General features: G+C 36.5%; 23 protein-coding genes. 16 read left to right on the top strand and 7 right to left on the bottom strand.

Translation table 11 applies throughout. From position 1 onward, the window contains the following. Positions 1-11 precede the first annotated feature (11 nt). Together OZX56_RS06280 and OZX56_RS06275 are read left to right on the top strand one after the other, a co-directional pair. Complete coding sequence (locus OZX56_RS06280) at positions 12-887, top strand: hemolysin family protein (RefSeq protein ID WP_277139304.1); 876 nt, start codon at positions 12-14, stop codon at positions 885-887. After that, on the top strand, positions 887-2,455 hold the full coding sequence (locus OZX56_RS06275) for a peptide chain release factor 3 (protein ID WP_277139303.1): 1,569 nt from the start codon (positions 887-889) through the stop codon (positions 2,453-2,455). Before OZX56_RS06280 ends, OZX56_RS06275 begins: the two co-directional genes overlap by 1 nt. A gap of 29 nt (positions 2,456-2,484) precedes the next feature. Here OZX56_RS06275 and OZX56_RS06270 read toward each other — a convergent pair whose 3' ends face one another. Further along, positions 2,485-2,766, bottom strand: a complete 282-nt coding sequence (locus tag OZX56_RS06270; RefSeq protein WP_277126166.1) for a DUF1827 family protein — start codon at positions 2,764-2,766, stop codon at positions 2,485-2,487. A gap of 123 nt (positions 2,767-2,889) precedes the next feature. After that, complete coding sequence (locus tag OZX56_RS06265) at positions 2,890-5,091, bottom strand: ATP-dependent Clp protease ATP-binding subunit (RefSeq protein ID WP_277139302.1); 2,202 nt, start codon at positions 5,089-5,091, stop codon at positions 2,890-2,892. 168 nt (positions 5,092-5,259) lie between these two features. On the opposite strand from OZX56_RS06265, the gene OZX56_RS06260 reads away from it, so the two are divergent. From OZX56_RS06260 to OZX56_RS06235, 6 genes are all read left to right on the top strand, one after another. Continuing rightward, positions 5,260-5,433 carry a hypothetical protein gene (locus OZX56_RS06260; RefSeq protein ID WP_277126168.1) on the top strand — a complete coding sequence of 58 codons (174 nt, stop codon included), beginning with the start codon at positions 5,260-5,262 and terminating at the stop codon, positions 5,431-5,433. 118 nt (positions 5,434-5,551) lie between these two features. Further along, complete coding sequence (locus OZX56_RS06255) at positions 5,552-5,818, top strand: phosphocarrier protein HPr (RefSeq protein ID WP_277126169.1); 267 nt, start codon at positions 5,552-5,554, stop codon at positions 5,816-5,818. Further along, a complete protein-coding gene (gene ptsP / locus OZX56_RS06250) occupies positions 5,818-7,551 on the top strand; it encodes a phosphoenolpyruvate--protein phosphotransferase (protein WP_277139301.1) in 1,734 nt (577 codons plus the stop codon). Before OZX56_RS06255 ends, ptsP begins: the two co-directional genes overlap by 1 nt. Before the next feature lie 195 nt (positions 7,552-7,746). Beyond that, positions 7,747-8,145, top strand: coding sequence for a transcriptional regulator SpxA (spxA, locus tag OZX56_RS06245; protein WP_277139300.1), 399 nt, complete (start codon positions 7,747-7,749; stop codon positions 8,143-8,145). A gap of 106 nt (positions 8,146-8,251) precedes the next feature. Beyond that, a complete protein-coding gene (locus OZX56_RS06240; RefSeq protein ID WP_277139299.1) occupies positions 8,252-9,028 on the top strand; it encodes an adaptor protein MecA in 777 nt (258 codons plus the stop codon). A gap of 67 nt (positions 9,029-9,095) precedes the next feature. After that, the gene (locus tag OZX56_RS06235; protein ID WP_348635952.1) at positions 9,096-9,965 is read left to right on the top strand and encodes a competence protein CoiA family protein; all 870 of its coding nucleotides are present in this window, start codon (positions 9,096-9,098) and stop codon (positions 9,963-9,965) included. On the opposite strand, the gene OZX56_RS06230 is transcribed toward OZX56_RS06235, so the two are convergent. Further along, positions 9,943-10,566, bottom strand: coding sequence for a DsbA family protein (locus tag OZX56_RS06230; RefSeq protein WP_277139298.1), 624 nt, complete (start codon positions 10,564-10,566; stop codon positions 9,943-9,945). The two genes, OZX56_RS06235 and OZX56_RS06230, sit on opposite strands and share 23 nt — an antisense overlap. An 85-nt stretch (positions 10,567-10,651) precedes the next feature. Continuing rightward, on the bottom strand, positions 10,652-11,269 hold the full coding sequence (locus tag OZX56_RS06225) for a CYTH domain-containing protein (RefSeq protein WP_277139297.1): 618 nt from the start codon (positions 11,267-11,269) through the stop codon (positions 10,652-10,654). 74 nt (positions 11,270-11,343) lie between these two features. On the opposite strand from OZX56_RS06225, the gene OZX56_RS06220 reads away from it, so the two are divergent. Genes OZX56_RS06220 through OZX56_RS06210 form a run of 3 tightly spaced genes read left to right on the top strand, consistent with a single transcriptional unit; the run spans position 11,344 to position 13,668 of the window. Further along, positions 11,344-11,976: a GTP pyrophosphokinase family protein gene (locus OZX56_RS06220; RefSeq protein WP_277139296.1), complete on the top strand. Its 633-nt coding sequence runs from the start codon at positions 11,344-11,346 to the stop codon at positions 11,974-11,976. Then, positions 11,973-12,779 carry an NAD kinase gene (locus OZX56_RS06215; RefSeq protein ID WP_277126177.1) on the top strand — a complete coding sequence of 269 codons (807 nt, stop codon included), beginning with the start codon at positions 11,973-11,975 and terminating at the stop codon, positions 12,777-12,779. Before OZX56_RS06220 ends, OZX56_RS06215 begins: the two co-directional genes overlap by 4 nt. Next, a complete protein-coding gene (locus OZX56_RS06210) occupies positions 12,763-13,668 on the top strand; it encodes an RluA family pseudouridine synthase (protein ID WP_277140361.1) in 906 nt (301 codons plus the stop codon). The genes OZX56_RS06215 and OZX56_RS06210 overlap by 17 nt, the downstream gene beginning before the upstream one ends. A 22-nt stretch (positions 13,669-13,690) precedes the next feature. On the opposite strand, the gene OZX56_RS06205 is transcribed toward OZX56_RS06210, so the two are convergent. After that, positions 13,691-14,233 (bottom strand): TetR/AcrR family transcriptional regulator, encoded by a 543-nt coding sequence (locus OZX56_RS06205; RefSeq protein ID WP_277126178.1) that lies wholly within the window; start codon positions 14,231-14,233, stop codon positions 13,691-13,693. Positions 14,234-14,397: 164 nt separating this feature from the next. On the opposite strand from OZX56_RS06205, the gene OZX56_RS06200 reads away from it, so the two are divergent. Next, positions 14,398-15,195, top strand: coding sequence for a hypothetical protein (locus OZX56_RS06200; protein WP_277139295.1), 798 nt, complete (start codon positions 14,398-14,400; stop codon positions 15,193-15,195). Between the two features lie 37 nt (positions 15,196-15,232). Here OZX56_RS06200 and OZX56_RS06195 read toward each other — a convergent pair whose 3' ends face one another. Together OZX56_RS06195 and OZX56_RS06190 are read right to left on the bottom strand one after the other, a co-directional pair. Beyond that, the gene (locus tag OZX56_RS06195) at positions 15,233-16,897 is read right to left on the bottom strand and encodes an IS1182 family transposase (RefSeq protein WP_277139294.1); all 1,665 of its coding nucleotides are present in this window, start codon (positions 16,895-16,897) and stop codon (positions 15,233-15,235) included. 158 nt (positions 16,898-17,055) lie between these two features. After that, positions 17,056-18,084 carry a lactonase family protein gene (locus OZX56_RS06190; protein WP_277139293.1) on the bottom strand — a complete coding sequence of 343 codons (1,029 nt, stop codon included), beginning with the start codon at positions 18,082-18,084 and terminating at the stop codon, positions 17,056-17,058. A 149-nt stretch (positions 18,085-18,233) separates the two neighbouring features. Here OZX56_RS06190 and OZX56_RS06185 point away from each other — a divergent pair, with 149 nt between their 5' ends. From OZX56_RS06185 to OZX56_RS06170, 4 genes are all read left to right on the top strand, one after another. Further along, on the top strand, positions 18,234-20,987 hold the full coding sequence (locus OZX56_RS06185; protein WP_277139292.1) for a cation-transporting P-type ATPase: 2,754 nt from the start codon (positions 18,234-18,236) through the stop codon (positions 20,985-20,987). Between the two features lie 74 nt (positions 20,988-21,061). After that, the gene (locus OZX56_RS06180) at positions 21,062-21,442 is read left to right on the top strand and encodes a PTS glucitol/sorbitol transporter subunit IIA (RefSeq protein WP_277139291.1); all 381 of its coding nucleotides are present in this window, start codon (positions 21,062-21,064) and stop codon (positions 21,440-21,442) included. 13 nt (positions 21,443-21,455) lie between these two features. After that, complete coding sequence (locus OZX56_RS06175; protein ID WP_277139290.1) at positions 21,456-22,667, top strand: AI-2E family transporter; 1,212 nt, start codon at positions 21,456-21,458, stop codon at positions 22,665-22,667. 52 nt (positions 22,668-22,719) lie between these two features. After that, the gene (locus OZX56_RS06170; RefSeq protein WP_277126184.1) at positions 22,720-23,277 is read left to right on the top strand and encodes a tRNA (cytidine(34)-2'-O)-methyltransferase; all 558 of its coding nucleotides are present in this window, start codon (positions 22,720-22,722) and stop codon (positions 23,275-23,277) included. The last annotated feature ends 2 nt before the right edge of the window (positions 23,278-23,279 follow it).

Genomic DNA, 23,279 nt, shown 5'->3' with positions numbered 1-23,279 from the left:
TAAAAAAATATATGACAAGCGACCCTGAGAAGGGGAATTTATTTAAACGATTAAAAAATAAAATTTCCCCTGAAAATAATGAAGAGACTAAAGAGCATTTAATTAGTGAAATTAAGTTGTTACATGATCATCAACAGATTAGTGATAATGAATTTTTACTATTAAATCGTGTTTTAGATTTTCAAGGACGAATGGTACGTGAGGTAATGGTACCGCGTACGGACGCCTTTATGGTCGATTATAATGACGGTCTACAAGACAACCTAGATGAAATAATTCGTGAACCATATTCTCGGATTCCAGTTTATGAGCAAGATAAGGATAAGATTGTGGGTGTTATCCATATCAGGACAGTTTTGCGAAAAGCTAAAGAAAAAGGTTTTGCAAACTTAACTTATGAGGACGTAATGAATCCGCCATTGTTTGCCCCCGAAACAATTGAATTAAGTGAATTGCTAACTCAAATGCAAGAGACACAACAGCAATTAGCTATTTTAACTGATGAATATGGTGGCGTGGTCGGTTTAGCAACCCTAGAAGATTTAATTGAAGAAATTGTGGGCGACATTGATGATGAAGTTGATCATGCGGAAGTTTTGTATAATCAATTAGCACCAGATAAGTTTGTGATCTATGGCAAAATGCCACTTGATGATTTTAATGAAAAGTTTGGAACTGAGCTGGAAATGGAAGACGTTGATACGATAGCTGGTTATATGATTACCAAACTAGGAGTTATTCCAGCTAAAGGAGAAAAATTAGCGGTTGAACTAGATAATGGTATGGTATTGACAACCAGAAGAATGATGCGTTCAAGACTATTAACGGTGTTATTAACGATTCCAACGCCAGTATCAGAAGAAACGAAAGAAGAGCAAAGCAATTAATGAGTGAATTGATAGACGAAGTTAATAAGAGAAGAACATTTGCAATTATTTCTCACCCAGATGCGGGTAAAACGACGATTACAGAACAAATGCTCCTTTTTGGTGGGGTGATTCGTAGTGCTGGTACTGTTAAGGCTAGAAAAACTGGTCATTATGCCACCAGTGATTGGATGGAAATTGAAAAGCAGCGTGGGATTTCGGTAACCAGTTCGGTAATGCAGTTTGAATATCAAGGTAAAAGAATTAACATTCTTGATACGCCGGGACATGAGGACTTTTCTGAAGATACTTATCGGACACTGATGGCAGTTGACGCGGCAGTGATGGTGATTGATTCTGCTAAAGGGATTGAGCCACAAACTAAAAAGCTGTTTAAAGTTGTTAAACAGCGTGGCATTCCAATTTTTACTTTTATGAATAAGCTAGATCGTGATGGTAGACCACCACTTGACTTAATTGCCGAACTTGAGGATTTGTTAGGCATAGAGGGCGTGGCTATGAACTGGCCGATTGGTTCAGGGCAAACCTTAGAAGGCTTATATGATCTGTCAAAGAATCGGGTTGAATTATATCGTAAAGATGGTGTTGACCGCTTTTTGAAATTAGATGAAGCTGGTAAATTACCTGATAGTGAGCCTTTTAGTCAAAATCCGCAATATCAAGATACCTTGGATGAAATTGATTTAATTAAAGAGGCCGGAAATACTTTTGACGAAGCTAAAATTTTGGAGGGTGAACAAACGCCAGTATTTTTTGGTTCAGCCTTAACTAATTTTGGGGTAGAAACGTTCCTGCAGAGTTTCGTTGATTTGGCACCGGCACCAACTAGTCATACTGTCAATGATGATGAGCAATTAAAACCAGATAATTCAGAATTTTCCGGTTTTGTGTTTAAAATTCAAGCTAATATGAACCCTAATCATCGTGATCGAATTGCTTTTGTCAGAGTTGGCAGTGGTGAATTTAAAAAAGGACTTGATGTAACTTTAGCACGTACCAATAAGCCGATTCGCTTGAATAATGCTACCGAATTTATGTCGAGTGAACGTGTGCAAGTAACAGATGCTGTTGCAGGTGACATTGTTGGGTTATATGATACAGGAAACCTGCAAATTGGTGACAGTATCTATGCTGGTAAACACAAAATAGTTTATCCAGCATTACCTGAATTTACCCCTGAATTATTTGTCAGGGTAACTGCTAAAAATGTGATGAAGCAGAAGTCATTTCATAAAGGGATGACACAGCTAGTGCAAGAAGGTGCTATTCAGCTTTATCGCAACTATCAAACGGATGAATATATCTTAGGTGCAGTTGGTCAATTGCAATTTGAAGTTTTTAAATTCAGAATGCAAAATGAGTATAATTCAGAAGTTGAGATGAACAGTATTGGACATCGTATTGCACGCTGGATATCCCCTGAGCAGCTTGATCCAGCAATGTCGAATAGTCGTAACTTATTGGTTAAAGACCGCTATGATCAGCCTTTATTCTTGTTTGAAAATCAATTTGCAGAACGCTTCTTCCAAGACAAGTATCCGGAGGTTAAGCTAACTGAAAAATTATAATAAAAAAAGTTGGCTTTATGCCAACTTTTTTATTTATCAACGTGAAGTTCGATTTGCTGTTGCTTATCATCAACAGTGACAGAATATGAAGGATCTTGTTCCTTAATCAGTCGTTTGACAATAAAATCAATCTCATCTTTACGAATGCGTCTATCATGATTTTCAATGGCAATACCAATTGCTTTATCACTTTCGGTATAGACAACGGAAGTATTACCCAAAGAGAAAACTTTGACAAAGTTAGCATCGGTTGAATTGAGTTGACTATGAACTAGGTCTGTATAACTGTTGGTTACATCTATTAAATGCATGGATTTCACCCGTTTCTTCTTTGTAACTAATCTTAAATTTATTATAACGCTAATCTTGATTTTTTTCTTTAATAAAAAACATGATTATCACCATTTGGGACAATCATGTTAAAAACAAGCACTTTAGTTTGAGTTATTATCATCACTGTCAACTTTAGCAGTTGCCTCTTGGTCGTTAATCACAATTTCATTGTTATCAACGCTAGCAATTAGGTTGGTAGCTGTTGGGTGATCAAGCTTAAAGTCAGCGACCTTGTCTTCGATTTCTTCTTGAATTGTTCTACGCAAAGGTCGTGCACCCATTGCTGGGTTAAAGCCAAGTTCAACTAATTTTTTCTTAGCATCTTCAGTAACTTCTATATGTAGACCTTGATTTTTAACCATATTGTTAGTTTGGTCAAGCATTAAGTTAACAATCTTAACCAGATCATCCTTAGATAGTTCATTGAACTCAATAACATCGTCTAACCTGTTTAGGAATTCAGGTTTGAAGAATTGACTCATCGATTTTCTAGCAGAATCAGGTTCTTCAGTGTTATTTTCAGCTGTAAAGCCGACACTAGCATTTTTAATACCTTGTCCTGCATTCGAAGTCATAATAATAATCGTATCTTTAAATGAAACTGTTCGACCTTGTGAGTCGGTTAGGCGACCATCATCAAGAATTTGTAAAAAGATATTCATGACTGAAGGATCAGCTTTTTCAATCTCATCTAACAAGATTAAACTGTATGGATTATGACGAACTCGTTCGGTTAATTGACCAGCTTCTTCATAACCGACGTAGCCAGGAGCAGAACCAATTAGTTTCGAAACAGAATATGATTCCATATATTCAGACATATCAAAGCGAATCATTGCTTCTTCTGTACCAAACATTTGCTTAGCCAATTGTTTAGCCAGTTCAGTTTTACCAACTCCAGTTGGACCAACAAATAAGAAAGATCCAATTGGGCGACCTGATTCGTTAAAGCCGATTCGGTTTCTTCTAATAGCTCGAGCAACTTTGTCAACTGCTTGGTTTTGACCAATAACGTGTTTTTCAAGCGTTGGTGCCAAGTTTTGCAGTTGATTTTCTTCTTGCTTCTGTAGTTCACCAACTGGGATACCAGTCTTTTCTTCTACAATTTTGTTCATGATTTTACTGGTAATTACTGGTGATTTATCAGGATCGACCTTTTGGTCTTGCATCTTGGTATATTTGTCGATTTGGTCACGATAATAAGCCGCTTTTTCGTAATCCTCGTTTTTAAGGGAGTCTTGCTTTAATTTTTGGGCTGCATCGATCCGTTCTTTAATTTTATCTTTATCAACAAACGGGATAGTAAGATTCATCCTAGAACCTGCCTCATCCAATAGGTCAATTGCCTTATCGGGTAGGAACCGGTCTTGGATATACCGTTGCGATAATTCAGCAGCTGCTTTAATGGCATCATCAGTATAGTGAACATGGTGATAGTCTTCGTAGCGCTTCTGAATCCCTTGTAAGATTTTAACTGTTTCTTCAACTGAAGGTTCTTTTACTTCAACTGGTTGGAATCGACGAGCTAAAGCAGAGTCTTTTTCAATATCCCGATATTCTTTAATTGTTGTTGCACCAACTAGTTGCAGTTCGCCGCGGGCCAAAGCAGGTTTAATAATATTACCTGCGTCCATGCCGCCTTCGGCATTACCAGCACCGACAATTTCATGAATTTCGTCGATAAATAGAATAACATCGTCTTTACTTTGCAATTCTTTAATTAGTTGTTGCATTCTTTGTTCAAATTGTCCGCGAATCCCGGTTCCTTGAACTAACGAAACCACATTTAATGAAATGATTTGCTTGTCCTGCAATTTGGCTGGTACTGAGCCGTCAACAATCTGTTGAGCTAAACCTTCAACAACTGCCGTTTTACCAACTCCAGCCTCTCCAATTAAGACAGGATTATTTTTGGTTCTTCTATTTAAAATTTCAATCACTCGAGCGATTTCTTGATCGCGACCAATGACTGGGTCAATTTTACCTTTTTTAGCAAGATCAGTCAGATTTGTTCCGTATTGCTCAAGCAAAGAATTACCATTTGGTCCTTGACCTCCACCTTGGTTTAGTGGGCCTTGCGGACCTTGGTTTAAATTGCCCCGTGAATTACCACTCATTGAGCCAAACAAATCTCCGAAATCACCAAAGAAATTACTATTTCCGTTTTCGTCCATATTAATATTTCCTTGTTGTTTTAAATCTTGATAACATTTTCCACATAAATTTATTTCTTGACTTTGACCATTTACCTTAGCAAACAGGTGAATGGAGGCTGGTCTTTTTTGACAGTTTTGACAAAGCACTGATAGTTACCGCCTTTCATTTTTGATTTACTAAATTATATAATTAGCACTCTAAACAGTCAAGTGCTAACTACTGAATTTTATTTTTGCTATATTAGGTAATGATGGTAAAATTAATTCTTCAGATAAATGTTAATTTGATTAAATTAATAAAGAGATGGTAAAGATTTGGATTATCAAAAAATTCTTGAACAATTGGTCCAAGGAGAGCTAGAGCAATACGAAGTTGAGCCTGATAAGGCCTTTGAATTTCAATCAGCACTAAGATCTTTTGGCAAGAGACAAAATATCAAGGGGCGGGCTTTAAGAGGTGGAAAAATCGTTTATACAGGTGTAAAGTAGAAAATTACGATGTAAACTGTTACAATTATGTTGTCTATTGTGCCAAAAAATGATAGGCTAATACACGAATAGGTAGTTACTACCAGTTTGATTTTTCAATTTAAAGGAGATAATTATAATGGAAAAACGCGATTTTCATGTTGTTGCAGATACAGGTATTCATGCTAGACCAGCTACCCTTTTGGTACAGGCTGCGTCAAAGTTTGGTTCAGATATCAATCTAGAATACAACGGCAAGTCAGTTAACTTGAAGTCAATCATGGGTGTTATGTCACTCGGCGTTGGTAAAAATGCTGATGTAACAATTACTTGTGACGGTGATGATGAAAAAGATGCAATTGCAGCTATTTCAGACACAATGAAAAAAGAGGGCCTAGCTGAATAATGACCAAGACTTTACAAGGAATTGCTGCCAGTGACGGAATTGCTGTCGCACCAGCTTATCTCTTGGTAGAACCGGATCTTTCGTTTAAGAAAACTACTGTGACAGATGTAGATAGCGAATTAGCTCGTTACAACGAAGCAATTAAGGCTTCTACTACTGAAGTAGAAAAAATCCGTGATGCTGCTAAGAAGAGTATCGGTGAAGACGAAGCGCAGGTATTTGAAGCTCACTTGATGATTTTGAATGATCCTGAGTTTACTGGTGCGATTGAAACTGAAATTAAGGAACAAAAAGTCAATAGTGAAGCAGCGCTTGATGAAACTGCTCAAAAATTTATTGGTATTTTTGAGGCAATGACTGATAATGCTTATATGCAACAGCGTGCTGGTGATGTTCGTGATGTTTCTAAGCGGATTATGGCACATTTGCTGAATAAGGAATTGCCTAATCCTTCCACAATCGATCATGAAGTGATTGTCGTAGCTCATGACTTGACGCCAAGTGACACTGCACAGTTAAACAAAAAGTTTGTTAAAGGTTTTGTAACTGATATTGGTGGTCGGACTGCTCACTCCGCAATTATGGCACGTTCACTTGAATTGCCAGCTGTTGTTGGTACTGATTCAATCACTAAGGATATTCAAAATGGTCAAACTTTGGCTGTTGATGGTCTAAGCGGTGATGTTATTATTGAACCAAGCTCTGAGCAAGTGGCAGATTACCAGCAAAAAGGTGAAGCATTTTCTAAACAAAAAGCTGAATGGGAAAAATTGAAGAATGAACCATCAGTTACTGCTGATGGTAAACAATTCACTATTGCAGCTAATATTGGTACACCTAACGATATGCAAGGTGTTAATGATAATGGAGCTGAAGCCGTTGGCTTGTACAGAACTGAATTTCTGTATATGGATTCAAAGGATTTCCCGACTGAAGACCAACAATTCGAGGCTTATAAAGAAGTTATCGAAGGTATGAACGGTAAGCAAGTTATTATTCGTACCATGGATATTGGTGGAGATAAGCACCTTGATTACTGGGACTTACCAGATGAAATGAACCCATTTTTGGGTGTTCGGGCAGTTAGATTATCATTGATGAATAAGGACATCTTCCGGACCCAATTGCGGGCACTCTTGCGAGCATCTGCATATGGTAAGTTAGGGATTATGTTCCCAATGATCGGTACTTTAGATGAATTACACCAAGCAAAAGCAATTTTGGCCGAAGAAAAGGACAAGTTGGTTAAGCAAGGTGTCAAGGTAGGCGAAGACTTACAAGTAGGAATGATGATTGAAGTTCCTGCTGCTGCTGTTCTTGCTGATCAATTTGCTAAAGAAGTCGATTTCTTCTCAATCGGAACTAATGACCTCATTCAATATACAATGGCAGCTGATCGTGGTAATGATAATGTTTCATATCTATATCAACCAGCCAATCCAGCTGTTTTACGCTTAATTAAGCACACAATCGACGCAGCCCATGAAAATGGTATTTGGTGTGGTATGTGTGGTGAAGCTGCTGGTGACAGTATTATGTTCCCGATTTTGTTATCAATGGGACTTGATGAATATTCGATGAGTGCAACTTCAATTTTACGGATTAGAAGTTTGATGAAGAAAATCAATACTGAAGATATTAAGGATCTGGCTGATCAAGTCTGCAACGTTTCCCAAACTGCTGCAGAAAATGAAAAACTAGTTGATGACTTGATGAAAAAAATCAATCAATAACGTTGATCAAAGACACATTACATAATGTGTCTTTTTTCTTTAACCTTTTTTGGTAAAAAGTTCATAGATAATTCAATCTTTACACTTATTATGATATATAAATCGAAAAATAACGGTCATTACTTACAAAAGACAAGTAATATGCTATAATGAAATTAAGGTAAATGTAGCAATATTCAAAGGAGCGTGAAATATATGGTAAATTTATATATATCTCCGAGTTGTACCTCGTGTCGCAAGGCTAAGGCTTGGTTAAGGAAGCATGATATTCCTTTCGAAGAAAGAAATATCTTCTCAGAACCCCTTACTAAAGACGAATTGATTCAGATTCTACGGATGACGGAAAACGGCACCGAGGAAATTATTTCTACGCGTTCAAGAGCTTTTCAACAGCTAAAAGTTAATCTCGATGACTTATCTATTGACCAATTACTTGACTTGGTAGAGAAGAATCCAAGTTTATTACGGCGTCCAATTATTATGGATGACCGTCGCTTGCAAGTTGGTTATAATGAAGATGAAATTCGTCGGTTCTTACCAAGAAAGGTTCGTCGCCTTGAACTAGAAGAAATGCAAAAGATTGCAGATCTGTAATGTTCAAGTTTATTAATAAAAAAGCGTTAGTTTTTTAGCTAACGCTTTTATTTTATTTCCAAAATAGGCTACAATAAAGAGAAGAAGTTGAGGGAGGCGATGCTTCGTGCAAGTTGAGCATATTGATGCAAACACTATTCGTGTTAGAATTAATAAAAGTGAATTAGCTAAGCGTGGACTTAAAGTATTAGATTTATTAGGTGATAAAAATAAAATTCAACAATTCTTTTATTCAATTTTAGAAGAAGTTGATACTGATCATTCATTTAGCGAAGATAATCCGGTCACTTTTCAGGTTATGCCAAATGATGGAGGTCTAGATTTATTAATTAGCAAGGTAAATAGGGAAAATAAGAATGACGAACTATCAAGTTTTCTTGATGACGTTAATCAACCATTGGATGATGATCCGCGGCATTCATTTTTAGACTTAGATGCTGATGATGATTTAGATGAAATATTTGATGATGAAAAAGATGCTGAGTATTATGAAAATTATGTAAATCAGGAACTTAAAGATCTTAATAGGCGCAAAGCTGAACAAAGAAATGCTTCGCAACCTAAGGTTAGTAAGAATTTCTGGAAATTTCAAAAAAAACAGGCATATAGCTTTAAAGATTTTGGTGTGCTAGGAGAACTAGCTAATAGCCTGCAGGTTAGTGATTTAAACTCGGCACTGTACTATGAGCATGACCGATTTTACTTAGAGTTATCCTTTAACGATGAAAATTATGCTGAACTTAAGCCGGCTGATGCATGGGCAATTGCCAATGAGTATGGCGTTCAAGTTAAGTCTGAAGAAATGGCCAGGGTTAGAACTGTTGGTAAATGCTTAATTAAAACTGCTGCATTAGAGCAATTACGGGGTTGCTTTGCACATTGATTGATTTTTCGAATAATAAATAAAAAAGACAAGGTAACACTTGTCTTTTTTGCGTATTTATTATTAGGTGATAATTTTGTATGCAGCACTTTTAAATGATAAGTTAGTATTAGCGGTAGCCGAAGCCCAATTAATTAAGCAACATGCTAAAAAAATACCGCAACCACAGTATTTTTGTCCTAAATGTTACCAAGAAGTACAATTGGTGACTAAAGTTAATCAACCCTATTTTAAGCATTTTGCCCAAAATAATAAGTCGCTAGGTGAAAAAGCAGAGCATGCTCAGAGTAAACGATTATTGCAATGCGGGCTGGTCGCTGCGGGCTTTAAAACAGCTAGTCAGGAAATTAGTTTAGCACAAGGGCGCTTGCGAGCAGATGTTTTAGCAAATTCACAACTAGCCTTTGAGGTGCAGTGTGCACCGCTCAGTAGCAGGGAATTTGCACATCGACATGCGCTATATCAGCAGATAAAGATCTGTGATGTTTGGATAGTTGGCAAAAGGCATTTCTTGAAGCACAAAATAAAAAAGTCACAATTAATTTATTTTCGTAAAAATCAATTGTGGCACGATTATTATTTAGAAGTAGATCCAAGTCAGGAAATTTTAAGGTTAAAATATAATATTCTGCTTGAACCGCTAGTTAATGAATTACATTATCAAACTCAAGAATTTAGATTGACTGCACAGGGATTACAAGCATTATGGCAATTTTCTCCAGAGCTTAAGCATTATAAGGTTGACCAAGTAAGGCAAAAAAATTATCTACAAAATCAGCTAAACCAAAAAACCAAAGTAGGATTAGAAATTGCAACTCAGTTATATCAACAAAGATTAACAGTAGCAGATTTACCCACCTGGGTTTTTCATGATTTTCGTCAGGTTACAGCAGATAACAATATTACCAAATACCTTAAATCAATCGTAAATGACTAGATGCAAAATACTTAGCTTGTTTTGGCTGTGGTTGATTAGCGCTATTCTTAAAAATATCAATCAGTTTATCATGGGCGACAATTCCTTCAAGTAAGATACCATTATAATTACCACTTTGATTATAAATAATCGTAGTAGGAATATTATGAACATTTAGCTTTTCTGCTAAATCTTGATCTCGCTTAATTGAATCGTCAATATAATGACTGACTTTTGCATCTCGAATTTTAGCGAAATTCATATTTAACTTTTCCGCAATTTCTTGTGGTAAATTTTCAGAATAGTCATTAAAATCAGCACTGATTGCTTTTTGTAAATTAAACAGATACGTGCGTGCTTTCTTTTGGCCATACGTAAATCTAATTGCGTGAAAAGCCCTTAAAGCTTGATAAGATACCATCGTAAATTGAGGTATATCATTAATTTTTTGGCCCATTTTCTTGCGTCTAATAAGGTCTCCCTTAATGATTTCAGCACTATTAATGGGAATAAAATGAAAACAAATATCAATATTAAGTTCACTAAGAGCTTCTTTTAAAGCAACTTCAGTATTGTAACAATGAACACCAATTGGATTAACAAAGAGAAATATCTCAAACATGGCATAACACCTCATCAGTTTTAGTCATTAGTAACTCTACCAAATATCTGACATTAAAACAAAAGAAAAGCTCATACAATCACATTTAATTTTTATGCAAAAGTGCGCGGCCAATTTTTGCTTGATTTGTGTTAGTTGAATTTTGTGTAAATGAATAGTTTCGCTCAAGTTTAGTAAGGATAGTATTGATTAAATCTGGATTAGAATTTTCTATTTCTAATTCATAGTCTTCATAAAGATCTGGATATTTGGTGGCATCAAGAGTTAATTCACAATCTTTGGGACCGATTAATAAAATACGGTGAGTTTTACTAAAAGTTTGTAACCATAAATTACAATTATTGGGAAACTTTTTTTGCAAATATTTTCCAACACTACCATTAAAGATTAAGCTATGCTGGTTTTGTGCCTGCTGCACTAGTGACTGTGCCTTTATATGTGTAAGCTCATCATTAATTTCAATTGCTTCATGAAATGTATGACTTGCTGTTAGGGAACCAGGAATTTTTAATGTTTGTTCGGCATGATCGGCAAATATACGAATCCGACAACTAATTTGTTGCTTTTTTAGCAATTCATCTTGAGTATCAAAATAGTAATTTGCCTGATTAAAGTTTGCTTTAACTGGAAAATCAGCACAAATTTTTTGATAAATAGTTTTTGGTAAAAGCGTTTTAGCTTCAATTTCATTATTTTGTGACATATCTGTTTACTCCAATCTGTTTATCTCTATTATATGGTAAAATAAGAATATTGCTTGAGAAAGGAATTATTTCTATGAAGATAGATTGGGACAACTTTTTGTGGCCATATGGCGAAGCGGTTAATGAGTTAAAAGTTAAATTTCGCTGCCTGCGTCAAGGTTTTTTAACTAAAGGTGAACATTCGCCAATTGAATTTGTAGTTGGCAGAGTCAAAAGTGTCGATTCAATTAAAGAAAAGATGCAGCGACGTGTGATTAGTCCGGAAGTAATTGAAACTGATATGCAAGATATTGCTGGGATTCGCATTGTTTGCCAATTTGTCGATGATATCTATAAAGTGGTTGACTTGATTCATGCACGTGATGATATGGATGTTATGGAAGAGCGCGATTATGTGCAAAATGCTAAATCATCTGGATATCGATCATATCACATGGTAATTTCTTATGTGGTTTATCAGCCTGAAGGTGCCAAAAAAATTTTGGCTGAAATTCAAATTAGAACTCTAGCAATGAATTTTTGGGCCACTGTTGAGCATACATTGAATTATAAATATCAGGGAGTATATCCCGATGATATTTCACAACGCTTAAAGTCGACTGCAGAGACGGCATATAAACTTGATGAAGAAATGTCGCTTATAAAAGATGAAGTCCAAGAAGCACAGAAGGTTTTTACAAAAAATAAGGGCAAGGAAAAATCATGAAAGTAACGATTGCGCATAATACTAATCAAGAAACTTTGCGTGTCGTAACTCGTCTAAAGGACTTGCTGGAACAGAAGAAAGAAATCGTATTTGACGCTAAATATCCTGATGTAGTAATTACAGTGGGTGGAGATGGCACCCTGATTAACGCCTTTCATCGTTATGAAAAGCAAATTAGCTCTATTCGTTTTATTGGTATCCATACGGGACATCTGGGTTTTTATACTGATTGGCACAGCTCTGATATTGATAAAATGGTTGAAGCCTTACTCTTACATAAAGCTGAGTCTGCGAAGTATCCATTACTTGAAGTGGAATTGGTTACGGAAGCAAATGAGAAAAAGCGTTTTTTGGCATTAAATGAATCAGCTGTTAAGCGGGTATCGCATACTTTAGAGGCTGATGTTTATATTAATGACCAGTTGTTTGAGAACTTTCGCGGCGATGGCTTATGTATTTCAACACCAACTGGCTCGACTGGCTATAATAAGTCACTTGGTGGCGCAGTGATTCACCCGCAGCTGCGGGCACTACAAATGGCAGAGATTGCTTCAATTAATAATCGGGTTTTCAGAACTTTGTCATCACCAATTGTGATTGCTCCTGAGCAATGGATAACGATTGTGCCAAATGCAACTCATTTTGTGATGACGGTTGATGGCAGCAGAATTGATGTACACAATGCTAAAAAAATTATCTATCGAATTTCGCATAAGGAAATCCGTTTTGATCGTTTCGGTCATACCCATTTTTGGTCACGAGTGCAGAGTGCCTTTATTGGAGATAATCATGACGCTGTTTAAGTTAGTTGTACAACAAAAGATGCCCCCAAAATTAGGGGCATTTTTACTTAAGCACGGCTTTTCTAAGCAGGCAATTAATAATGCTAAACATAACCAAGGATTAATTTTGGTTAACCATAAGCGCCGCTATACCAGTTATCAGTTGCATTTGGGTGATGAGATTATTTTTGTTCCAGGCCAAGAAAAGCGTAATGTATGGCTACATACCTCAAACTTACCGTTAGCAATAGTTAAAGAAACTACTAATTATTTGGTAATAAATAAGCCGGCTGGCGTATTATCGATTCCTTCTAGGTTTGAGGATGATAGTGCAGTGGTTAATCGAGTGTTAGGCTATTTTGCGCGAAAAAATCAGCCAGATCTCAAGCCACACGTTGTAACTCGTCTTGACAAAGATACATCAGGATTGGTATTAGTTGGCAAAAATCCGATTGCACACTCGCGTTTTAGTAAAATTTCTAAGACTGATTTTGTTAAAAAATATCATGCAATTGTACACGGTAATTTTGCGTCTGACGAAGCAGTAGGCCTGATTGATGCACCAATTGGACGATCAAGTGAGGCTATAGAGCGTAGTGTTACTACAAGTGGTAAAAAAGCTCAAACGCAATACCAGGTACTTGAACAAGTTGATGGTGCAAGTCTAGTAGAACTGCGTTTATTAACTGGTCGGACACATCAAATTAGAGTTCATATGCAGTTTTTGGGTCATCCTTTATTTGGTGACCAACTTTATGGGATAGCTGATGGATTTCAGAGACAAGCATTGAATTGCTACTACTTAGCTTTTCCTGATCCATTCATGCAACAGCAAAAAATAGAGCTAAAAATTAATGATCCACTTGATATGACTAATTTATGGGGAAAGATAAAAAATAGTGCTAGTTAAAGGAAACTAGCACTATTTTTTATTAAGTATCATCAATCGATAGCAATTTTACTAAGTTAGCTGCAAGCTCATTTACAGATTCAGGGGTATCATTTTTTAACCATTGAATAGTGATGTTAAAAATAGACCCTGAAATAATTAGTACTCGGTATTTGTCTAAATTGTGGTAACTAGCTAGGACTTTTTCGGCATATTCGTTAAATAAGTCTAATAATAAGTTGCTAAAACCATTATCATATAATAATAAAAAATTAGTTTTATTTTTCTTGGCTAAAGTAAAGGCATTTACCAAAACCCAGTTAAAATTTTTTGGTAGCAAAATATTTGCAAAGTTTGGAGATGCTTCGGTAAATTGTATCAATTCCTGGTGGAGATTTTCAACATACCCTTTAACTATGTCTTCTTTATAATAGAAATTACGATAATAGGTAACGCGTGCAACATTGGCTTCGTTAACAATTTCGGTAACCTTAATATCTGAAAAATGCTTTTTTCTTAATAATCGGAAAAAGGCATCAACAATTGCTTTTTTTGCTGCATAATTACGTTTAGTTCCTTGATACATATAACTCCTCTATAAGTAATTAAATACTAATCAGCTTAATGTAACACTTCTTGCAAATTTGTACCAATAAATATAAGAGGCTTTTTTTGCAATTGGTGTTACAAAATGTTTCAATAAATTTTAGTTAAATACTATTTTTAACGACAAAATTAGGAGGCAAAACGATGAAGTTAGATATTAAGGTTTACATGAATGGGCATGAAATTTTTTATGATCAAGTTGAATCAATTGAATATGAAAGAAATAAACATGTTCTTCATGAAATGAAGGCTTTAGGTGCTTCGGTAAAAAATAATGGTCAAGATTTATCCGACTCGGAAATTGATGCATTATCCCAAACTGATGCTAGACGAGTTAATGTTGCTACTCGGAGTCAATACTCAGCTAGTGAATTAGAAAATCTTTACCATGATAAAATTGCTTTGAGTGATCAAATGTGGAAGGATATCAACAAAGACTTTAAGATGGGCGATCCGATGAAAGCGGGTGTGACGGAATTTGAGGTTCATGGTGTTGATCCACAAGTCTTAGCTCAAGGTTTAAGCCCAGATGCCGCAGCAAATGGAAATGCCGAGACTGAATATGAAACTAATCCAGAGCACTTTATTATGACAGGTCACGGTGATAATGGCTTGCATGTTATGGAAACTTTCGGCATGTACGGTGAACCGACTAATATGTTTGTTAATGTAGTTAAGGAAGGTGACTTGAATATCAATTTACCAATTAAACGTGAACCTGACTACCCAATTCTTTCAGTTGGTAATCCAGTTTTGGCATCTGATGGTAGCGAGATTAATAATATTCCATTCCATCAATTTAAGCCTTTACCTGATGGCATTAAAATTAAGGGAGCAATTTTTGTACCTAAAGCCGCGCCAGACGAAATCGTTAGCGGTCACCAGTGGCATCTAGCAATTGAATCTTGGGAGCAAATGCGCTTATTAGAAAAAAACAGCTAATCTTTTAAGCAAGAAAATCAAAAGTGTCTGGGAAAAATTAACTCTTCAGACTTAAAAACAGACCAAGTTTTCGTAATAAGAAAATCTTGATCTGTTTTTTATTGCTTATTTCCTGTAAAAGAAGTTTTCCGCCACCTCTTCTACTCCAATATTTGCTCAAATTCATCATCATGAACATCAAGCCTACATCGGTTTCGACCTTTTTCTTCCCTCGCAAGTGTGTTCTGCGCACACCAAAAACGTTCTTCATATGTCCAAAGACTGGCTCTACGTCCGTTTTTCTATAGCTATAGATCAGTTTGCCTTCGCTACTTTGAAGAGTTTGTTTAGCTTTTGCCTTTAAATATTGCCAATTGGGGTTGTATTGCACCTGCCTTTGGCGTCCGCTTTTAGTTTTGGCTAGCTCAGTTAATTCAGCTGTTAACTGAAACTCATCTGCTTCATATATTTTTAGATCAGAGATTAACCCCGTACTCTTATTCCTCCGCTTACCATACCGTTTGAAATTAAAACGCACACCTTGCCAGTCAAGGTAATAATCTTCTTGCTCATTATAAGTCCAATTCGCCAGCTTGGTGGGATCATTTTGATACTTTCTAGTCTGCTCCTTATCGTAAAGGCTGTAAGGAATAAAATATTGTTTATCTTCATACTCATTTTCAAGCATAGAATAATTATATTCGCTGCCATAGCCGGCATCGGCAACGATGTTCTGGAACTTGTCTAAATTTGTCATTTGCTTTAAGAAAGGTTCTAAAGTCTTGAAGTCTGTTGGATTAGGGTAAAGTGCATAATCTACTACATATTGGTTGGTAGTTGCCACTTGAATATTATATCCGGGTTTAAGCTGACCATTCCTCATATGATCTTCTTTCATATGCATAAAAGTGGCATCATGATCGGTCTTTGAGTAGCTATTACGCTCACCAAAAGTTGCTTGCGCCTGTTCATACTTTTCTGCTCTGGGGATAAAATCCTGACGCAACTTATGCAAGACTCTTTTAAGGCCTCGCCTTTGGCGTTTTTTAGTTGAACCTCCAGGAATTACTTTCGGCTCAGCCGCGATTGCTTCATCTAGTTGCTTGATGACAGTTTCTGTTTGTTCTGCCATGATTGCCAGACCCTGACTAGTTTGTGCTTCTTCTTCAGTAATCGCTTGGATTACTTCTTTTTGAATTAATTCATCATAAAGCTCAACTGCATTAGCCTTTAACTTAGTATGAAACTTTTCGACAGCTCTTTTCCAAACGAAAGTATACTTGTTAGCATCAGCTTCAATTTTAGTCCCATCAATAAAGATAGCATCTTCTCTAAGCAACCCTTCTGCTTGCAAAAGATTAGTAAAATAGACAAAAGCTTGTTTAATCAGCTGATTGGTATGGCTACTAGCTCTAAAGTTATTGATCGTATGATATGAAATATGTTTACCACCAGCTATGACCATCATCGGGAGGTTTTCTGTGAGCATCCGCTCAATTTTTCTACCAGAGAAAACGCGTCTAGAATAGGCAAAGAGTAGTATTTTGAGCATCATTGCTGGGTGATAGGCAGGCCGACCAGTATTTGAATTGTCTTCCAGCAACACATCGGCAGGAATCGAGTCGACAAAATCACTGATAACCTGAGCAAGATGATTTTTAGGAATAGAAAAGTCAAAGTTGAGTGTTAAAGCAGTTTGACCTGTGATATAATTTTGATACATGAAAAGCCCACCTTTTTTGTTTTTTGTAGTAATTTAATAATAACAAGGTTAGGCTAGAATGTATATGAAAAATCCGCTAGAACGCAAAGATTCTAACGGATTTTTTGCTTTTAAGGGTCTAGTTTTTTCCCAGACACTTTTGATTGGATTAACAGCAATTACTCATTTTCAAATACTACACAAGTTCCTTCTGGTACTTGAATATTTTTTTGAAGCGGAGTTAACGCCCCGTTATCAGCATCACGCTCATATAAAGTAGCATTATTGGTATTTTGGTTAGCAACCACGACGTATTTTTCAGCCTGATCCCAATTGAAATCACGTGGAAATTCGCCAAAGGTGGAGATGCGTTGACTAATTTCTAAAGTATGGTCGTCTTTAACTTTAAAGACGGTAATTGAATTATGTCCACGATTAGAAACGTAAATGAATTTTCCATCACTGCTCATTCTAATAGCGGCTGCTCCGTTATGTGCAGTGTAATTTGCTGGTATTGTCGAATAAGTTGCCAAGTTATCAAATTGCCAAGTTTCTTCATTAAATTTGACTAAATTAATCTTGCTTGATAATTCACCTACGACATAAAAATAGTTCCCATCTGGACTAAAGACTAGGTGCCGACTACCAAAACCCGCCTCATTTTGATATTCAGCGACGTGTTGGAGCTTTTGATTCTTAAATTGGTAGAAATCGACCCGATCATTGCCTAAATCACAACTAACTAAGTTGCCTTGTGGTGTTTGATCGAAGAAGTGAGGATGTGCACCATCTATTTGTTCAGGTCTTGGTCCTAAATTGTCTGCCTTGTGTGTTACTGAATCAAGTAAGGTTAATTTTCCAGCAGTAGTATAGGAATATACGGCTAATTTTGCTGTATGATAATTAGCTGTATAGAGCAACTTGTGCGGTCGATTAATGCCAATATAGGCTGGAGAAGAACCAGTACTCAATGCGGAGTCGGTTTCTTGATAATGTTGCTCAGTTAATTTAAATGCACTGATACCGCCCTTGTCACCAGCATTATTAATAGTAAAGAGCAGTTGCTCATCTTTAACAAAATAGGTTGGCCCACCAATTTTAATTATTTCTTGAGCTTGTCCCACTTTGATTGGTTGCCCCTCAGTAACGGGTAATTCATAGATACCAGTAGCCTTATTTTTAGTGTAGCCACCAATTAATAGTTTCATATTCATGCCTCCATCTGAACATTGTAATATACTTAATTTAATAAGTATAACACGACAAGCAAGGATAAAGAATTTCGTGTTTTTCTTAAGAAATGTTATTTTGTGACCTTGATATTACTTCAGGGCGGAAAGTCTGAGAGGCGACTCTAATGGATCAAAATACAATTCGTAAACTTTATGCTGAAGATGAGCTTACGGCAGTTTATGCTAATTTGCATTCGACTGATAGTGGATTAAGCGACAATGAAGCTGAGCAGCGTTTGCAAAAGTATGGTGTTAATGAAATTAAAAAGCCCGAACAACAAGCACAATGGAAGGCTTTTTTAAAGAACTTCCTGAGTACCATGGCAATTTTATTATGGATCTCAGGTGCAATTGCGATTATTAGTGGCACTGTTGGTCTTGGAATTGCAATTTGGCTAGTGAATATCATTAATGGTTTATTTAGTTTTTGGCAAGAGCGGGCTGCTAAGAAAGCAACAGCTGCACTTAACAACTTACTGCCAACTTATGTCGATGTTATTCGAGCTGGTAAACGGCTGCAAATTGATGCTAAGCAATTGGTTCCTGGGGATGTTTTTATTTTGCAGGCTGGTGATTCGATTCCTGCAGATGCACGGCTAATCAGTACCAATTCGCTGCAAGTTGATCAAAGTGCCTTGACTGGTGAATCTGTTCCAACTGCTAAATCAACTAAATATGCGCCAGGGGAAGGTAGTTATGCAGAAACTAATTTGGTATACTCTGGAACTACCGTTAGTGCTGGGAGTGCTAAAGCGATTGCATTTAACACAGGAATGAATACTGAATTTGGTAAGATTGCACAATTGACTCAAAAACAGGAACAAGTAACTAGTCCTTTAACTGAAGAACTTAACCGGCTAACTAAGCAATTATCGATTATTGCTGTTTCAATAGGGGTATTGTTCTTGTTGGCAGCAATCTTTATCGTTAAATATCCATTTGCCAAAGCCTTTATTTTTGCACTTGGGATGATTGTGGCCTTTATCCCAGAAGGGCTATTGCCGACAGTTACCTTGAGTTTGGCACAGGGTGTTCGTAGAATGGCTAAAAAGCACGCTTTGGTTAAAGAGTTAAATTCTGTTGAAACTTTGGGCGAAACTACGGTTATTTGTTCCGATAAGACTGGCACTCTGACTCAAAACCAAATGACCGTCCACTATCTATGGACACCTGAAAATGAATATACTGTAACTGGTAATGGTTATGTAAATAATGGTCAAGTTGAACTTAAAGGGCAAAAATTAACTTATTCAGCTAATCCGGATTTAGCAAGGGCTGTACAAATTGCCGCGTTAGACAATGATACTAATGTTCAGCCTAGTAAAACAAAGAATGGCAAACCAAAGATTCTTGGTACGCCAACTGAAGCGGCTTTGGTAATTATGGCGCAAAAAGCAGGATTTGACTTACAAACAGAGCAAGCAAAGTATCCGCGTTTAAGAGAATTACCATTTGATTCTGAGCGTAAACGGATGTCAACGATTCATCATTTAACTGAGACAGAGAATATTGTTTTTACTAAGGGATCTTTTAGTGACACGATTAAACAGTGTGACCGAATTCAAGCTGGAGGCAAGGTTCGACCGCTATCTGAAGACGACCGCAAGCAGATTGCTAAAGTCAATGCCAACTATGCTGCCCAAGGCTTGCGTAGCATGGCACTAGCCTACCGCGTAATTGCAGCAAATAATGATGTCAATCAGCTAACAATTGCTGATGCAGAACAACAATTGGTCTTTGTCGGCTTAACTACAATGAGTGATCCACCACGACCAGAAATTTATGCTGCAATTCGTCGCTGTCATGAGGCTAAAATAAAAATCATCATGGTTACTGGTGATTCAGAATTAACTGCTAAATCAGTGGCCGTCCATATCGGGTTAACTTCAGATAAAGCACGTGTAATTACTGGTAGTGAACTAAGTTCGATGAGCGATACTGATTTGCGGGCAGCACTGCGAGGAGAAGTTATTTTTGCTAGAGTAGCTCCTGAACAAAAATATCGGGTAGTCAAAACGCTGCAAGCAAATGGTGAGATTGTGGCCTCAACAGGCGACGGTGTTAATGATGCGCCAGCTTTAAAGCAGGCGGATATTGGGATTGCAATGGGTTTAACTGGAACAGATGTTGCTAAAGATGCAGCTAATATTATTTTGACTGATGATAATTTTGCCTCGATTGTAGCTGCTATTGAAGAGGGGCGTGCCGTTTATAGTAATATTCGTAAGTTTTTGACCTATATTTTGACCTCGAATGTGCCTGAGGCTTTTCCATCAATTTTATTCCTGTTTTCAGGTGGTCTAATTCCATTACCAATGACGGTTATGCAGATTCTAACAGTTGACTTAGGAACTGATATGTTACCTGCTTTAGGTCTTGGAAGTGAATCAGTGGATCCTGATATTATGCAGCAAGCACCACGTAAACGTAGTGAACATTTGTTAAATCGGCAAGTAATTAGACGGGCATTTTTCTGGTATGGTTTGATTGCCAGCCTTATTTCAGTTGGTGCATATTTGCTGGTTAATTTGCAAAATGGTTGGCCTAATGTAGCTTTGGCTGCTAACGGTCCAGTATATGCACGTGCAACTACTATGGTTTTAGGAACGATTATTTTTACCCAAATTGCTAATGTTTTAAATTGTCGTACAAATAAAATCTCAATTTTTCAAAAAGGGTTGTTCAGTAACCATAATATCTGGTATGGAATTATTTTTGAAATCATTTTGTTTTTAATTTTGACAATAACTCCAGGATTGCAACAAATATTCAATACTAACCAATTATTACCAACCGATTGGTTATTTCTAGCTTGTCTACCAATTCCACTTGTATTAATTGATGAAGCTCGAAAATGGTTGTTCTACCATAAAAAATAAAAAAATAAAACCGCTTAGATATTAGTTAAGCGGTTTTTGGTATGCTAGAATTAAGTTCTAAGGAGAATAGTAAAATGAAGTGGATTTCAACAATTAAGCAAATTGGTCAGCAAGCCTTTGTAGCTGATCAGCAAATGGTAATTTTATTTGGTGAAAATGTGAGTCCAGAATTGGTAGATGTGTCTGTGATACAAAAGTTTGACCGGGATAGCCTCGTAAATAATTTTGTTTTGAAAAAAGGTGACACCGTTACTATTGATGGTCAAACATATTTGGCTGATTATGTTGGACCAATGGTCGAAAGCAATATGCGTGCTTTGGGACATTCTACTCTGTTTATTGGTCAAAAGATTCCTAAGAATCCGCTTGCCAATGCTATTTATCTGAGTCTAACAGCAAAACAAACTCAGCCGCAATTTGAAATTGGTGCTGAAATTATTTATGAACATATTTGATTAGGATATTTTAATGAATTACGAACGAAAAGATAAGCAAACTACTGTATTTCAAAAATGGTTTTTAAATAATCGCTTTAGTGTAGTATTGGTTAATTTATTACTGTTTTTTCTAGTTATTTGGCTATTTAACAAAGTTTCTTTTGTGTTAAATCCAGCCAAGTTGTTTATGAGTGCAGTGTTGCCGCCATTAATATTGGCAGTAATTCAGTACTATATTATGAATCCGCTGGTTGATTTACTTGAACGCAAGTTTAAGGTTCCTAGAGTAATAACCATTGTTGGCTTACTTGTAATAGTAGCGGTTTTGTTAATTTGGGCAATCAATACGCTGTTGCCAATTGTGCAAAGTCAAATTAATTCATTGATTAAGAATTGGCCACATATTTGGGAGGATGCGGTAAGTGCAGTACAAAATGCGTTGCAGGATCCACAGCTCCATAGTGTTAAAAATAGTCTCAATAGCGCACTTAGTCAGGCACAAAACCTATTATTTAAATCCGGGAAAACTGCCTTTAATACAGCAATTACCAATATTTCGTCGGCAATTAGCGTGGTTACAATGATCTTTATGACTTTGTTTACAGCACCCTTTATTTTATTTTTTATGTTGAAAGATGGTCATCAATTGCGGCCATATTTGACGGGGTTTGCTCCTAAGCGTTGGCAAGCTAGTTTTAGTCAGTTGCTATATGATATTAATACCGCTCTAGCCTCATATATTCGAGGACAAATTACAGTTGCCCTGTGGGTTGGCATAATGTTTGGAATTGGGTACACTGTTATTGGTGAGCCCTATGCAGTTGCTTTGGCAGTTTTAAGTGGTGTTTTGAATTTAATTCCATACTTTGGCACTTTTATTTCTATTATTCCTGCATTAGTGATTGCCATGATGGTTTCTTTTCCAATGCTAATCAAGGTTTTAATTGTATTTGCGATTGAACAAACTATCGAATCACGAATAATTAGTCCTTTGGTTATGGGTAATAAGATGGAAATGCATCCGGTAACTACGATTTTATTGTTAATCGGTGCTAGTTCAGTTTGGGGACTTTGGGGAGTGATCTTTGGGATTCCAATTTATGCAGTCTTAAAGATCATTACTATGCGTGTGTATAATTATTACCGTAAGGTTTCACAAGTCTTTGCAGAGGATCAGACTGACAAAGATCAGGTCAAGACAGCCGACCAAGTTAAAGATACAAAAGATATAGTAAAGGATTAACAAAGGGATGTGGGCTAAGAGAACCCTCATCTTTTTAATTAAGGAGAAAATGATGACTAATCATGTAGTATTATATGAGCCACTGATGCCGGCTAATACTGGTAACATTGCCCGAACATGCGCGGGGACTAACACTGTGCTAGACTTAATTGAACCATTAGGATTTCAAATTGATAATAAAAAAATGAAACGTGCGGGTTTGGATTATTGGGATAAAGTTGAAGTCCATCGTCATGATGATTTAGCTGCTTTTTTGGCAACTCTAACAGCTAATGATGAACTGTATTTGATTTCTAAATTTTCAACCAAGAATTATGCCGAAGTTGATTATACTGATAAAAATAAGAACTATTATTTTATCTTTGGTAAAGAAACAACTGGATTGCCCGAAACTTTTATGCGGGAATATTATGATCGTAATCTTAGAATCCCGATGTCGGATAATATTCGGTGTTACAACTTGTCAAATTCAGTTGCAATGGTGCTGTTGGAAGCATTACGTCAACAGGGTTTTCCTAATTTAGAAACTAGTCATCATTATGAAAATGATAAATTAAAAGATAATTATAATCGCCCGCAGCGATATGAACGGAATTTAGGAGATAATTAAGC

Source organism: Lactobacillus sp. ESL0684 (assembly GCF_029392675.1).
In the GTDB taxonomy this organism is placed as follows: Bacteria; Bacillota; Bacilli; order Lactobacillales; family Lactobacillaceae; genus Lactobacillus.
Note: the sequence above shows the minus strand (reverse complement) of the source record. Positions and strands in the feature narration are given on the sequence as shown.

Coding starts and splice junctions, on each gene's coding strand:
- OZX56_RS06180 (WP_277139291.1), top strand. CDS start 21,062: ATGAAGTGGATTTCAACAATTAAGCAAATTGGTCAGCAAGCCTTTGTA.
- OZX56_RS06200 (WP_277139295.1), top strand. CDS start 14,398: ATGAAGTTAGATATTAAGGTTTACATGAATGGGCATGAAATTTTTTAT.
- OZX56_RS06185 (WP_277139292.1), top strand. CDS start 18,234: ATGGATCAAAATACAATTCGTAAACTTTATGCTGAAGATGAGCTTACG.
- OZX56_RS06170 (WP_277126184.1), top strand. CDS start 22,720: ATGACTAATCATGTAGTATTATATGAGCCACTGATGCCGGCTAATACT.
- OZX56_RS06280 (WP_277139304.1), top strand. CDS start 12: ATGACAAGCGACCCTGAGAAGGGGAATTTATTTAAACGATTAAAAAAT.
- OZX56_RS06205 (WP_277126178.1), bottom strand. CDS start 14,233: ATGTATCAAGGAACTAAACGTAATTATGCAGCAAAAAAAGCAATTGTT.
- OZX56_RS06275 (WP_277139303.1), top strand. CDS start 887: ATGAGTGAATTGATAGACGAAGTTAATAAGAGAAGAACATTTGCAATT.
- OZX56_RS06190 (WP_277139293.1), bottom strand. CDS start 18,084: ATGAAACTATTAATTGGTGGCTACACTAAAAATAAGGCTACTGGTATC.
- OZX56_RS06270 (WP_277126166.1), bottom strand. CDS start 2,766: ATGCATTTAATAGATGTAACCAACAGTTATACAGACCTAGTTCATAGT.
- OZX56_RS06195 (WP_277139294.1), bottom strand. CDS start 16,897: ATGTATCAAAATTATATCACAGGTCAAACTGCTTTAACACTCAACTTT.
- ptsP (WP_277139301.1), top strand. CDS start 5,818: ATGACCAAGACTTTACAAGGAATTGCTGCCAGTGACGGAATTGCTGTC.
- OZX56_RS06230 (WP_277139298.1), bottom strand. CDS start 10,566: ATGTTTGAGATATTTCTCTTTGTTAATCCAATTGGTGTTCATTGTTAC.
- OZX56_RS06225 (WP_277139297.1), bottom strand. CDS start 11,269: ATGTCACAAAATAATGAAATTGAAGCTAAAACGCTTTTACCAAAAACT.
- spxA (WP_277139300.1), top strand. CDS start 7,747: ATGGTAAATTTATATATATCTCCGAGTTGTACCTCGTGTCGCAAGGCT.
- OZX56_RS06215 (WP_277126177.1), top strand. CDS start 11,973: ATGAAAGTAACGATTGCGCATAATACTAATCAAGAAACTTTGCGTGTC.
- OZX56_RS06255 (WP_277126169.1), top strand. CDS start 5,552: ATGGAAAAACGCGATTTTCATGTTGTTGCAGATACAGGTATTCATGCT.
- OZX56_RS06175 (WP_277139290.1), top strand. CDS start 21,456: ATGAATTACGAACGAAAAGATAAGCAAACTACTGTATTTCAAAAATGG.
- OZX56_RS06220 (WP_277139296.1), top strand. CDS start 11,344: ATGAAGATAGATTGGGACAACTTTTTGTGGCCATATGGCGAAGCGGTT.